This window comes from Rathayibacter sp. PhB152 (assembly GCF_003751395.1).
GTDB lineage: Bacteria > Actinomycetota > Actinomycetes > Actinomycetales > Microbacteriaceae > Rathayibacter > Rathayibacter festucae.
The window spans coordinates 77,461-90,205 of record NZ_RJUT01000010.1; the positions used below are offsets into that span (position 1 = coordinate 77,461).

A 12,745-nucleotide genomic window follows, 5' to 3' on the forward strand; every position below is an offset into this window, starting at 1 on the left:
GTCAGCGGACCTTCGCGATAGCGCGGCGCTCGGCCGCGGGGGAGACCGCGAGCTCGCCGCGGTCGGTGGGGAGGAGGTCGTCGAGCGCGTCCGCGTCGACGGAGGAGGCGATCACCGTGAAGGAGTGCTCCTTCTGCGCGGCCTTCGCGCGGGCCCGGTCGAGCTCGGCGCGGATGCCGTCGCGCAGCTGCGGATCGGTGACGGTGTCGAGGTCGTCGAGCACGAGCAGCGGCGGGGCCGTCTCGAGCGCCGCGCGGACCTCGGCCACCGGATCGGCCGCGCCGGCGAGCCGGACGAGTCCGACGCGCCCGCGGACCGCGGAGGAGCGGATCGGCACGACGAGGCCGTCGACCTTGAGCCGGCCGGCGTCGGGGGCGAGGCGCCCCGCGATCGTCAGCAGCAGCGCGGTGCGGCCCGAGCGGTGCGGGCCGTGCACGACGAGCGCGCCGCCCGCGGGCACCCGCACGTCGACGTCGCGGTAGACCGGGCCGTCGGGACCGTCGAGGCACAGCCCCTCGGCCGCGACCGCGTCGGTGGCGCCGGGCTCGGGCCAGTCGGCGAGCGCGAGCTCCTTGGTCAGGCCCTCGCCCTCCACATCGAAGGAGGGGAGCACCCGATCGAGCCAGCACGGCATGTGCCACGCGCGGTCGCCCAGCAGGTGCAGCACCGCCGGCACGAGCGTCATCCGGACGATGAAGGCGTCGACGAACACGCCCACCGCCAGGCCGAGCGCGATCGGCTTGATGTTGGTGTCGCCCTCCGGCACGAACGCCGCGAAGACGGAGAACATGATGACCGCGGCCGCGGTGACGACCTTCGCCGAGCCGACGAAGCCCGACTCGACCGCCGCGCGGGCCGGACGGCCGTGCACGTAGTCCTCGCGCATCCGCGAGACGAGGAAGACCTCGTAGTCCATCGCCAGTCCGAAGAGCACGCCCATCAGGATGATCGGCATGAAGCTGATGATCGGGCCGGTCTTGTCCACGTGCAGCGCGTCGGCGAACCAGCCCCACTCGAAGACCGCCGCGACGGCGCCGAAGGACGCGCCGACCGAGAGCAGGTAGCCGAGCGTCGCCTTGAGCGGCACCCAGAGCGAGCGGAAGACCATCGTCAGCAGCACCAGCGAGAGCCCGACGACCAGCAGGCCGAACGGCAGCAGTGCGTTCGCGAGGGTGTCGGAGATGTCGATGCCGACCGCGGTCTGCCCGGTGACCGCGAGGTCGACCCCGTAGGTCTCCTCGAAGTAGTCGTGCTTGTCGCGGATCTCGGCGACCAGCGCCTTGGTTGCCTCGGAGTCCGGGCCGCCCTCGGGGATCACCTGGATGATCCCGGTGTCGGCGGTCTCGTTCGGGGTGGCGAGCGGCACGGAGGCGACGCCGTCCAGGCCCTCGATCTCGGTCTTGAGGTCGGCCATCAGGCCGAGCGGATCGGTCGAGCCGATGATCGTGCCGGTGACGATGAGCGGGCCGTTGTAGCCGGGGCCGAAGTTCTCGGCGAGCAGGTCGTAGGTGTCGCGCGCGGGCGTGCCCTCGGCCTGGTAGCCGGCGTCGGGCAGGGCGAGGCGGAGGCTGAGCGCGGGGATCGACGCCATGCCGAGCACGCCGACGACCGCGATGATCGTGAGGATCGGGAAGCGGGTGACGACGCGGACCCAGCCGCGGAAGAAGCCGCGCGGGACCTCGGCGTGCACGTGCGAGCCGGGGGAGGGGGCGGTCGCGTCCTCGGCGGCGTCGGGATCGGTGTGGGCGCCGGTGGTCAGAGCGGCCTTCTCGGCGCCGGAGGTCGCGGCGGCCTTCGCGGCGGCCTTCTTGGCCTTGCGCTCCTTCGGCCGGAGGCGCTCGCCGGCGAAGCCGAGCAGCGCGGGGGTGAGCGTGAGCGCGATGACCACGGCGATCGCGACTCCGCCCGCCGCCGCGATGCCCATCGTGGTGAGGAACGGGATGCCCGCGACCGAGAGGCCGGCGAGCGCGATGATGACGGTCAGGCCGGCGAAGACGACCGCGGAGCCGGCGGTCGCGGTCGCGCGGGCCGCCGACTCCTCCGGCGCCATGCCCTGCTTCAGCTGGTCCTGGTGCCGGCTGATGATGAAGAGCGCGTAGTCGATGCCGACCGCGAGGCCGAGCATCAGCGCCAGCAGCGGCGTGGTGGAGGAGATCGAGGCGAAGCGGGTCGCGATGAAGATCGCAGACATCGAGAGCGCGACGCCGAGCAGTGCGGTCACCAGCGGCATGCCCGCGGCGAGGAACGAGCCGAAGGTGAGCACCAGGACGACGAGTGCGACGAGGAGGCCGATCCCCTCCGTGACGGTGACCCCGGGCAGGCTCTGGGAGAAGAGGTCGCCGCCGAGCGAGACCACGGCGCCCGCGGGGAGCGCGTCCTGGAGTGTGGTGGCCTCGGCCTGGAGCGCGTCCCGCGACGCCTCGGAGGTCGTGGTGGCGGAGCCGTCCATCTGCGTGGTGATGACCAGCGCGTTGCCGGCCTCGGAGATCGTGCCCTCGACGGTGTCGGAGTAGGGGTCGGTGACCGCGGCGACGCCGTCGATCCCCTCGAGCGCGGTGACCGCCTCGCCGACCGGGCCGCTGATGTCCGCGTCCTCGACGCTGCCGCCGTCGGGCGCGACGACGACGTAGCGCGCCGAGGTGCCGCTGACCTGGGGGAAGGTGCGCTCGAGCTGGTCCAGTGCGGTCTGCGACTGGGTGCCGGGGATCGAGAAGGTGTTGTCCGTGCCCTGGTTGAGCAGCAGCGCGCCGCCGCCCGCGAGGACGACGACGGCGAGCCAGAGGACGGCGACCAGCCGGTGGGCGCGGAACACCCAGCGGCCGAGTCGGTAGAGCATCGACGACACGCGTGTCTCCTGACGACGGGGGAGCGGAAAGGGACACGACTCTGTGCTCGGAGAGCGTGATCGTGCCGTCAGCACGAACGCGCGGGAGGCGACGTGCTCGATGCACGACCGTGCTCGATACACGAACGTATCCGATACGCGAATGTATCCGATACAGTGATGTATCTCAACACCGCCGACGCCCGCCCGGGAAGGACTCAGGATGACCGACTCCGTCGAGACCTCCCGCCGGGGTCGGACGCGCGAGCGGCTCCTCGACGCCGCGTACGACGTCTTCGCCGAGACCGGCGTGCACACCGCCTCGGTCGAGCAGATCTGCGAGCGCGCCGGCTTCAGCCGCGGCGCCTTCTACTCCAACTTCTCCACGAAGGAGGAGCTGTTCTTCGCTCTGATGCAGCGGGAGAACGGCGCCCGCCTGGACGGCCTGGTCGAGCAGATGGGGCGCACGATCCCCAAGGTCGCCGAGTCGGACGAGCCGCTCACCCCAGAGACGCTCGCGGTCGTCATCCTCGACTTCCTGCAGGGGCCGTTCACCGACAGCCGGCGCTGGTGCGTCGTGCAGTCCGAGTTCGAGCTGCTCGCGCTGCGCGACGCGGCGATCGCTCCGCAGTACAGCGCCTTCCGGACCGGCTTCGACGCGACCCTCGTCGACATCGTGCGGGGGGCGCTGCGGCAGGTGCACCGCGACTTCTCGCTGGCGCCGACCACGGCCGTCCGCCTGCTGATCGCGAGCTACGACGACGCGGTGAAGACCTCGATCCTCGAGGGCGACTCGGAGGAGGCCGCGCTCGAGCGGCTCCGGGCGACGCTCACCGACGTGGTGCTGGCGATCTCGGCGGAGCGCTAGGCCGGGTGGGCCTGTCCGTCGGGCGCTGTGCAGCCGTGCCCGGAGCCGCCGGGCGCTGAGTCACCGGGCGCTGAGCCGCCGGCGCAACCGGTCCCGGTGGTGCCCGCGCGCGAGGAGGATGGACCCATGGAACTGCGCCAGCTCGAACACTTCCTCGCCGTCGCGAAGGAGCAGCACTTCACCCGCGCGGCGAGCGCGCTGCAGATCTCGCAGTCGGGCCTGTCCGCGTCGATCCGCGCGCTCGAGAGCGAGCTGGGCAGTCCGCTGTTCACGCGGAGCACCCGCCGGGTCGAGCTGACGCCGGCCGGTCGCGCGATGCTGGCGGAGTCGGAGCAGTCGGTCGCCAGCGCGCTCGCCGCCCGCGACGCCGTGCTGGCGGTGCAGGGCGTGCTGCGGGGGAGTCTCGCGGTCGGCACCGAGGAGTGCCTGGGTGGCGTGCACCTGCCGCGCGAGCTCGCGACCTTCCGGGAGCAGCACCCGGGCGTCGGGCTGCGGCTGACCCACGACGGGTCCGGCACGCTGCTCGACGCGGTGGGCAGCGGGCGCCTCGATCTCGCGCTGGTCGCCGACATCGGCGCGGTGCCGGCCGGAGTGGTGACGAGGCCGCTCGCCAGCGAGGGCTTCGCGGTGCTCGCGCATCCGGAGCATCCGCTGGCCGACCGGCCGGTCTGCCGCATCCCGGACCTGGAGGGGCAGACGATCGTCGGCCTGCAGGAGCACTGGGGCGCGAGCCACCTCGCGGCCCAGGCGTTCGCCGCGCACGGCCTGGCGTTCGAGGTGGAGCTCGAGGTCAACGACGTGCACACCCTGCTCGACCTCGTCGAGTACGGCATGGGCGTGGCGGTCGTGCCGGCGCACTTCGCCGAGAAGCGGCCGGCCGGCCTGCGCGCCGTGCCGCTGGAGGACCCGCTGCTGGTCTGGCGCACCATGGTCGCGCTGCCGGAGCGGCCGACGGCGGCGGCGCGCGCCTTCGTCGCGGCCCTGCCGGGCGCCTCCGCCGCCCGCTGACCGACGGCCCGCGCGGGGCCCCTGCATGCTGATCGAGCAGCCCTCGGAGCCGCCCCTTCATGCTGATCGAGCAGCCTTCCGAGCCGCCCCTTCATGCTGATCGAGTAGCCCGCGGAGTGGGCGTATCGAGATCCACGCTCGTCCGGTGGGCGGGTCTCGATACGCGCTGCGCGCTACTCGACCAGCATGGGCCGCCTGCTGACCGAGGAACCCGTGGGGCGGGTCCTCCATGCTGATCGAGTAGCCCGCGGAGCGGGCGTATCGAGATCCACCGCGCTCAGTCGAGCGAGGCGAGCTCCTCCGCGGTCAGCTCGAGGTCGGCCGCCGTGGCCGAGTCGCGGATGCTCTCGGGGCGCGAGGATCCGGGGATCGGGAGGACGGTCGGCGACTTCGCCAGCTCCCAGGCCAGGCAGACGACCTGCGGCGAGACGTCGTGCGCCTCGGCGACGGTGGCGAACGCCGCGAACGAGGTGCCCAGCTCGGCGGCCGAGGTGATGCCGCCCAGCGGGCTCCACGGCAGGAAGGCGAGGCCCAGCTCGGCGCAGAGCTCGAGCTCCGGCTCGCTGGAGCGGAACTTCGGCGAGAACTGGTTCTGCACGGAGACCAGGCGGTCGCCGAGGATCCCGTGCGCCTCGCGGATCTGGTCCGGGTCGGCGTTCGAGATGCCGGCGCGGAGGATCACTCCCTCGTCGAGCAGCTCGGCGAGCGCGCCGATCGAGTCGGCGTAGGGCACCTCGGGGTCGGGGCGGTGGTACTGGTAGAGGCCGATCGCGTCGACACCGAGGCGCTGCGCGGAGGCGCGGGCCGCCTCCTTGAGGTATTCGGGGCGGCCGTCCTGCGTCCAGACTCCCGGCTCGGGGCGGAGGTGGCCGCCCTTGGTGGCGACGAGCACCCCGGAGGTGTCGCCGCCGTAACCGCGGAGCGCCTCCGCGATGAGCAGCTCGTTGTGGCCGAGGTCGGCGTCGCCGCCCTGGTGGTAGGCGTCCGCGGTGTCGATGAGGGTGACGCCGGCGTCGAGGGCGGCGTGGATCGTGGCGATCGACCGCTCGCGGTCGGGCCGGCCCTCGATCGACATCGGCATGCCGCCGAGTCCGATGCTGCCGACGCTGATGTCGCCGATGCTGCGCTGCTTCATATGTGCTTCCTTCGTGGTCGATGTCATGGGGGGATGCATGCTGGTCGAGTAGCCGCGTCAGCGGCGTATCGAGACCCACCGTCGTCAGCAGGGCGGGTCTGCAGACTCGTCTTCCGGCGGTGGTGGATCTCGATACGCCCGCTGCGCGGGCTACTCGATCAGCATGAAATGCGCACGGTGCGCGGGCTACTCGATCAGCATGAAAGGGGAGCGCCCCGCTCGATCAGCGGGGCAGGCCGCTCACCAGGCGTAGTCCTCCGGCGCCGTGCGGTGGCCGGGGAAGATCTCGTCGAGGCGGGCCAGGTCGGCGGGCTCGAGCGCGATGTCGACGGCGGCGACGGCGCTCTCGAGCTGCTCCATCGTGCGCGGGCCGGTGATCGGACCGGTGACACCCGGCTGGTGCAGCAGCCAGGCGAGTGCGAGCTCCCCCGGCGCGATGCCGCGCTCGCGGGCGAAGGCCTCGTACTGCTCCAGCGCGGGGCGGTTCTTCTCGATCGCCTCGAGCGAGCGGGCGGAGGCGCGACGGCTGCCCGACTCCGTCTTCTCGATCACGCCGCCGAGCAGGCCGCCCTGCAGCGGCGACCAGGGGATGACGCCGAGCCCGTAGTGCCGGGCGGCGGGCAGGACCTCGCGCTCGATGTCGCGGACGAGCAGGTTGTAGATCGACTGCTCGGAGGAGAGGCCGGTGAAGCGGCGGTCGCGGGCCGCCTCCTGCGCCTGCGCGATGTGCCAGCCGGCGAAGTTGCTCGAGCCGACGTAGAGGACCTTGCCCTGCTGCACGGCGACCTCCATCGCCTGCCAGATCTCGTCCCACGGCGTCGTGCGGTCGACGTGGTGGAACTGGTACAGGTCGATGTGGTCGGTCTGCAGGCGGCGCAGGCTGTCGTCGAGCGCGCGGCGGATGTTGAGGGCGGAGAGGCGCCCGCCATTGGGCCAGGAGTCGCGGCCGCGCTCCGCGCCGGGAGCGGCGTGCTGCTCCATGTCGCCGTAGAGCTTGGTCGCGAGGACGGTGCGCTCGCGGCGCTCGCCGCCCTGCGCGAACCAGCGGCCGACGATCTCCTCCGTCGCGCCGCGTCCGCCCTCGCCGCCGTAGACGTTCGCGGTGTCGAAGAAGTTGACGCCGAGCTCGTGGGCGCGGTCCATGATCGCGAACGAGTCGGGCTCGCTGGTCTCCGGGCCGAAGTTCATGGTGCCCAGGACGGCGCGGGAGACGGACAGACCGGTGCGGCCGAGATTCGTGTACTGCATGCCTCCAGTTGACGCCGTCGCGGGCGCGGTGTCCAACAGGGCGGTGCGATGGGATTCAGCGCCCCCAGCGGTCAATGCAGGGCGGGCGGATGCGACGGTCCGGCCCGGGGGTGGTCACGGGCTGGAGCGCGATCAGCCATTTCTCAACGGCGCAGGCGAGGCGGGCGCGGAACTTCTTGCTCGAGAGCGGCGGCATCCTCCGCAGCAGCTCGGCAGTGACGAGGGCGACGGTCTCACTGCCCGGATCGCTCCGGCCTTGCGCGACCAGGATCTCTGCGAGGTCGACGCGCCAGTGCTCCAGGTGGATCGGCCCGGCCAGGGAGGGCGGCGTCGCCGCCATCACCCGGGAGAGAAGGCCGGCTGTCGCAGTCATCCGGGCGAGCTCGACGGCCGTCACACCGAGCTCCTCCTTCAGCCCGTCCCCGGTCGCCGTGGTCAGAGCGAGCGGATCCTCGAACCCGAGTCGCGTGAGGATGAGCCGGTGCGGAGCGTAGATCGGCAGATCCCACAGCCCGAGTCGGTCTCCGCCGCCGACGAGTCCGTCCACGACGGCGCCTCCGCGCAGATTCGAGACCTCGGGATCCTGCCGGATCCACCGCCGGAGCTCGAGCGACGTGAACGCCGACCGGAGGCGGAAGGCGGCTTCGCCCGCCTTGTCCTCGCCGAGGGCGGACAGAGCGGCGTTGTACGACCCGTAGGGATCGAGGGGCTGCCAGGGAGGTGGCGCGCCGGTGCAGTCGTCCCGGACCAGGTCCTGTTCTCGCACTCCGTACTCCGCCAGGACGGCCTCCCGGAGGTTCTCGAACCTCGTCTTCGTCGTGAGGAGCAGCGGGTCCTGCTCGCGCACCCGGTCGTCGACCTCCGCCCGCTCCAGGAGCGCACTCATCTGCCGGAAGCGCCGGCCGAGATCGCGGGGCGCCCGCTCGCTCGGCCGAGCGGAGTGCAGGTTGATCAGCACCGAGAAGTAGGTCATCAGCACACGCTGGGTGAGAAGCCGGTGCTCGGGCTGGTCGCGCATGCTCTCCGCCCTCGCCCGCAGCGAGTCCCGGTACCGGCGGAGGATGAGCGGGTCGTTCGAGCGCCGGTGGAGGAGGTGCTGGAGCGCAATGTCCGCTCCTCGGTTGCCCGGATCGATCTGCAGTGCCCGGCTGAGGAGGAGGACCGCCCGATCGGTGTCGTGCGCGAAGGTCGTCGTCGCGACGAATTGGAGGCCGACGCTGCGACCGTCCGTCGCTCCACCGAGACCCTCGAAGCCGGGATGCGCGCGGCTCAGGGCGATCACGACGACCCCCGCAGCGAGCGCGCACAGCATCGACCGCTCGGCTTCGGCGTCGTTCTCGCCGAAGAGACCGTGCTCGGACGGATCGCTCGGCGTTCTCAGCACAGCGGTCTGCACCGTCCGGCCGTTCCGGCTGATGACGACGCTCGCCGAATGCTCACCCGTGAACTGGAGGTCGACCTTCCAGGGTGCGCTGCCGACCAGCGCCGACAGTACCGCGAGCGCAGCCTTCGCCATGGCGTTGGCCGGCGCCGGAAGGAGGAAGGAGTCGGCGAGGGAGCTGACATCCGATCCGCGCGGCGTCTCGAGTCCGGCCGGTGGGCTGTTCCCGAACCGGCCGAGCACGGCGACCAACTGCGTCGTCCGCGCCGCGCTGAGATCGCGGTCTCCGTCCTTGTCGGTCGCCGACACCGAGATGCGCTTCCTCCCGATCAGGTGCGCGGCAGCGAAGATCACGGCGAGGAGCAGTGCGGCGAGGAAGCCGAGAAGGAGCGGCAGGACGAGCTCGAGCTGACGCGCTGTCCGAGCATCGACCCCCAGGTGCCCGATCGAGATCAGCGCAATCAGGAGGGCACCGACGAGTGCGCCGCCGGATGCGAACGCGAGCCCTCTCTGGGTGGCGTCCGACCGCATGCCTGGATTAGGGAGAGGAAGCAGCGTCGCTGCTCGAACGGCGATCACGAACGTGAGCAGGATCGCCCCGACCGCGGCCAGAACCGACGGAAGGAGCGGCTGCAGCCACGCCCCGGAGAAGGCGGCCCAGCCGCGTTCGAGATCTCCGGATGTGCCCGCCGGGCCCTCGGACTGCATCGAGAGCGCACTCTCTCGTTCCGCCGTGCACAAGCGGGCTGCTGCAGCCTTCGCGGCGGCGTCGGCACCGTCGGGGGAGGCGCGGACCTTGTCGATCAGGGCGAGAGCCTCGGCCGGTCTGCCGGCGTCGGTCAGTTCCTGGGCCGCGTCGCAGACCGCGTTGTTGTCGGATCCGAGGGTCGCGGGCTCCGGCGAGGCGGTCTGCGCGGGGGTCGACCGCGTCGTGGTCGTGGTGGTGGTCGTGGTGGTCGCGGGCTCCGGCTGGCCCGGTGTCGTGACCGTGGTCGTCTCCTCCACGGTGGTGCTGCTCGGGGAGGCCTCCTCGGCCGGCGCGGGGGCGGCCAGCAGACACGTGAGCACGCCCGACGCGAGGACGGCGAGGACGAGCCGCGCCGCTGCGGACCGCTCAGGGCGGAGGCGACGTGGGCGAGGGGCCGCAGTGTCGTCGACCGTGCGTGTCGTGCAGTGCGGAACAGGCATCGTCGCCTCCTGCGCACAGTGTGATCCTCAGGGAGATCGGAGGCAATACTCGAGCGCGTCACAGTTCGGGCAGGTTCTCGGGCGTGAGAGGGCGGAAGAGGCGGCTGCCGTGCGGGTTAGAGTCTGGGAGTGGCATCGAAGACGACTCAGCGCATCGTGATCGTGCTCGCGAGCACCCTCCTGCTCGCCGGCTGCACGTCGGCGGCCGACATCCCGGACGCGGCGCCGACCGCCGAGGCCGGTCCAGCGAGTTCCGCGACCGCCTCGACCGCGCCGAGCGCCGATGCCGAGACCGGTCCTCGTCCCGTGCCGAGCGTCTCGCTCGCGCCGGTGCCCGTCGCCGCGACCGGCGAGTGCGTGATCTCCGACCTCGCCGGCGGCGGCTCGATCGGGGACGTCGACCTCGAGGTCGTGCGCGACCGGGGGACCCGCGAGGGCGCCGCCGGGACGACGCGCACCGCGACCGACGGCACGCCCGCCGCGTACGTGGTCGCGGCCGGCGACAATCCCGCCCGCATCGCCGACCGCTTCTGCGTCAGCGCCGACTACCTCGACGCCCTGAACTCGGTCCGCCGCGACGGCGTCACCCTGAGCAGCCTCTTCGGCGGCGACACCCTCAACCTCAGCCCGTCGACGGTGCTGACCGTCGGAGACCAGAACGGCCGCGTCCTCGACAACGCCGAGCCCGAGCCGCTGCCGACCCAGGCCGGCTGACCCGGTCCTGCCCGCCGATCGAGCAGCCGCCGTGCATGCCGATCGACGCGCCCGCCGAGTCATGCTGATCGAGTAGCCCGCGGAGCGGGCGTATCGAGATCCACCACCGTCAGAAGGACGAGTCTGCAGACCAGCCCTGCTGAGGACGGTGGGTCTCGATACGCCCCTGCGGGGCTGCTCGACCACCATGGGCGGCGCGTCGGTCAGAGCCCGATCACGCGTACGAGCACGGCCGAGAGGGCGACCGTGCCGGCGAAGCCGGTCGTCCGGGCCCGGCGCTTCGACGGATCCTCGAGCCAGGGCAGGGCGTGCCAGCGCACGACGGCGCCGAACGCCCCGGCCGCCGCCAGCGCCACGAGCGCGAACCACGGCACGAGGGTCACCAGCGTCCAGTCGGTGAGCACCCGCACCAGCAGCAGCACGAGCGCCGATTCGACGCCGCGGGTGAGCACGCGCAGGCGGTCGCGGTCGAGGTGCTTCGCCGTGCGGCGCCAGGGGATGCTCCCGAGCGCGAAGCGGCCGACGGTGAAGACCGTGACGCCGAGGGCGATCAGCGTGGCGAGGATCATGCCTCCTCCTCCAGGACGTGGGCGAGCAGGTCGAGGCCGAGCGCGTCGACCGAGGTCGCGGTGCTCGAATTCACGAAGACGGCGACGCCGCGCTCCCGGTCCATCGCGAGCATGGTCGCGTAGCCGGCGGTGCCGCCGTTGTGCCAGGTCGTCGAGCCGCCGCCCTCCGCCGGGGAGGTGAACCAGGCGAGGCCGATGCGGTCGCCGTCGCCGGCGTCGAAGCGCGGCTCGAGGACGGTCGCGGCCGGGACGCCGAGCGCCGGGTCGTCGGTGAGCAGGGCGCTCGCGTACCGCGCCATGTCCGCGGCGGTCGAGCGGACGCCTCCGGCCGGCGCGTAGCCCTCGAGTGTCCACGGCCCGACCGAGCGGCCGCTCTCGGAGTAGCCCGTAGGCGCGTCCGGCGCGAGGGCGTCCGCCGAGACGGGGACCGAGCTGCCGGTCATCCCGAGCGGCGCGAAGATCCGATCCCGGACGAGGTCGGCGTAGTCGGCTCCCTCCGCCCGGGCGAGGGTCTGCCCCAGGACGGCGACGCCGAGGTTCGAGTACGCGACCTCGTCCGTCCCGCCGCCGCCGGCGCTCGCCGCCTGGCGCAGCACGTCGTCCGGCGAGAAGGTCGTGTACGGATCGACGCCGCGCAGCTGCGCGACGAGCGTCGCCGCCAGGTCGAGCGGGGCCGAGGAGAGGCGCGGGAGCCCGGAGCGATGGCTCGCCAGCTCCTCCAGCGTGCCGTCGAAGCCGCCCAGCTCCGCGTGGTCGCCGGCGCGATCGGCGAGGGCGACCGTCCCGGCGTCGGCGCTCTGCGCGAGGAGCAGCGCCGTCATCGTCTTGGTCACCGAGCCGATCTCGACCTCCGTGCTCTCGTCGGCGCCGAGTCCGGCGAACCGGACGCCGTCGGGAGTGACGACCGCGGCGACGAGCCGGTCGCGGGTGCCGTCGGCCCGCTCGGACAGCCACTGCGCGATGGCGGCGTCGCCCGTGCGCTCGTCCGAGAGCCGGGGGGCCTGCGGGCGCAGCAGCACCCCGCCGGCGAGCACGGCGACGGCCGCGGCGGCGGCGATCAGGCGGGTGCGGGTTCTCATCGGGGACCTCCTGCGGCGAGAAGGATCGTCAGCAGGGGCACCAGCCGCTCGGGCGGGATGCCGTAGCGCCCGCGCCCGCGCGCCTCGAGCCAGCCCGCCGCGACCAGCTGGTTGACGTGGTGGTAGATCTGGCCGGTCGTGCCGGCACCCTCGCTCTCGGCGAGCTGCGCGACCGTCTCGACTCCGCCTGCGACGGCCTGCAGGAAGCGCAGGCGCACCGGGCTGCCCAGCGCGGCCAGCGCCGCCGGGCCCGGGCTCGACCCCCAGTCGCGCTCGAAGAACGCGTCGGTGCTGAGGCCGTACTGCCACTCGACCGGCCCGGCCGGTGTGGCGACGGCACCCGCGAACACGACCCCGCCCGGCGAGGGCAGCCGCTCCTTGAGCGCGGTGAGCGCCCAGAACGGGTCGTCCTGCGCCGGGGCGCCGGTGGCGGCGGTGCCGGGAGGAGCCGCGACGAGCGCGTCCCCCTCGAGCCGCGCCACCCGCTCCCGCAGCTCGTCGAGCTCGCCGGCGAGATCACGTTCGGAAGTCATACCTCCACTATTGCAAACATTCCGTAATCCCGGAACCCGCACTCCGGTTCCGGCACCCACTCCTCAAGAGTTGTCGTACGCGCCCCTCGAGTACGACAACTTCTGCGCCCCCGAGACGCACCCGCACGGACTCTCCCGCCCCACTCCTCGAAAGTTGCGGTAGTCGAGCGCGACTACCGCAACTTTTGGAGAGTGGGG

10 protein-coding genes are annotated in these 12,745 nt (G+C 72.6%); 3 read left to right on the forward strand and 7 right to left on the reverse strand.

The features are described from left to right. Position 1: 1 nt before the first annotated feature. On the reverse strand, positions 2–2,845 hold the full coding sequence (locus EDF36_RS19485) for an MMPL family transporter (RefSeq protein ID WP_185020573.1): 2,844 nt from the start codon (positions 2,843–2,845) through the stop codon (positions 2–4). Between the two features lie 202 nt (positions 2,846–3,047). Here EDF36_RS19485 and EDF36_RS19490 point away from each other — a divergent pair, with 202 nt between their 5' ends. Beyond that, positions 3,048–3,692: a TetR/AcrR family transcriptional regulator gene (locus EDF36_RS19490; protein WP_123734282.1), complete on the forward strand. Its 645-nt coding sequence runs from the start codon at positions 3,048–3,050 to the stop codon at positions 3,690–3,692. 126 nt (positions 3,693–3,818) lie between these two features. Next, complete coding sequence (locus tag EDF36_RS19495) at positions 3,819–4,700, forward strand: LysR family transcriptional regulator (protein WP_123705990.1); 882 nt, start codon at positions 3,819–3,821, stop codon at positions 4,698–4,700. 277 nt (positions 4,701–4,977) lie between these two features. Here EDF36_RS19495 and EDF36_RS19500 read toward each other — a convergent pair whose 3' ends face one another. From EDF36_RS19500 to EDF36_RS19510, 3 genes are all read right to left on the reverse strand, one after another. Continuing rightward, entirely contained in the window at positions 4,978–5,835 is an 858-nt protein-coding gene (locus tag EDF36_RS19500) for an aldo/keto reductase (RefSeq protein WP_123734283.1), read from the reverse strand. A 240-nt stretch (positions 5,836–6,075) separates the two neighbouring features. Further along, positions 6,076–7,083, reverse strand: a complete 1,008-nt coding sequence (locus EDF36_RS19505) for an aldo/keto reductase (protein WP_123734284.1) — start codon at positions 7,081–7,083, stop codon at positions 6,076–6,078. Between the two features lie 55 nt (positions 7,084–7,138). After that, a complete protein-coding gene (locus EDF36_RS19510; RefSeq protein ID WP_148060107.1) occupies positions 7,139–9,532 on the reverse strand; it encodes a hypothetical protein in 2,394 nt (797 codons plus the stop codon). A 249-nt stretch (positions 9,533–9,781) separates the two neighbouring features. Here EDF36_RS19510 and EDF36_RS19515 point away from each other — a divergent pair, with 249 nt between their 5' ends. Continuing rightward, on the forward strand, positions 9,782–10,366 hold the full coding sequence (locus tag EDF36_RS19515) for a hypothetical protein (protein ID WP_123734286.1): 585 nt from the start codon (positions 9,782–9,784) through the stop codon (positions 10,364–10,366). A gap of 203 nt (positions 10,367–10,569) precedes the next feature. Here the strand turns inward: EDF36_RS19515 and EDF36_RS19520 are convergent, their stop codons facing one another. Genes EDF36_RS19520 through EDF36_RS19530 form a run of 3 tightly spaced genes read right to left on the reverse strand, consistent with a single transcriptional unit; the run spans position 10,570 to position 12,547 of the window. Next, a complete protein-coding gene (locus tag EDF36_RS19520) occupies positions 10,570–10,935 on the reverse strand; it encodes a hypothetical protein (protein ID WP_123734287.1) in 366 nt (121 codons plus the stop codon). Next, positions 10,932–12,014 carry a serine hydrolase gene (locus EDF36_RS19525; RefSeq protein ID WP_123734288.1) on the reverse strand — a complete coding sequence of 361 codons (1,083 nt, stop codon included), beginning with the start codon at positions 12,012–12,014 and terminating at the stop codon, positions 10,932–10,934. Before EDF36_RS19525 ends, EDF36_RS19520 begins: the two co-directional genes overlap by 4 nt. After that, on the reverse strand, positions 12,011–12,547 hold the full coding sequence (locus tag EDF36_RS19530; RefSeq protein ID WP_123734289.1) for a helix-turn-helix transcriptional regulator: 537 nt from the start codon (positions 12,545–12,547) through the stop codon (positions 12,011–12,013). Before EDF36_RS19530 ends, EDF36_RS19525 begins: the two co-directional genes overlap by 4 nt. Positions 12,548–12,745: the final 198 nt, after the last annotated feature.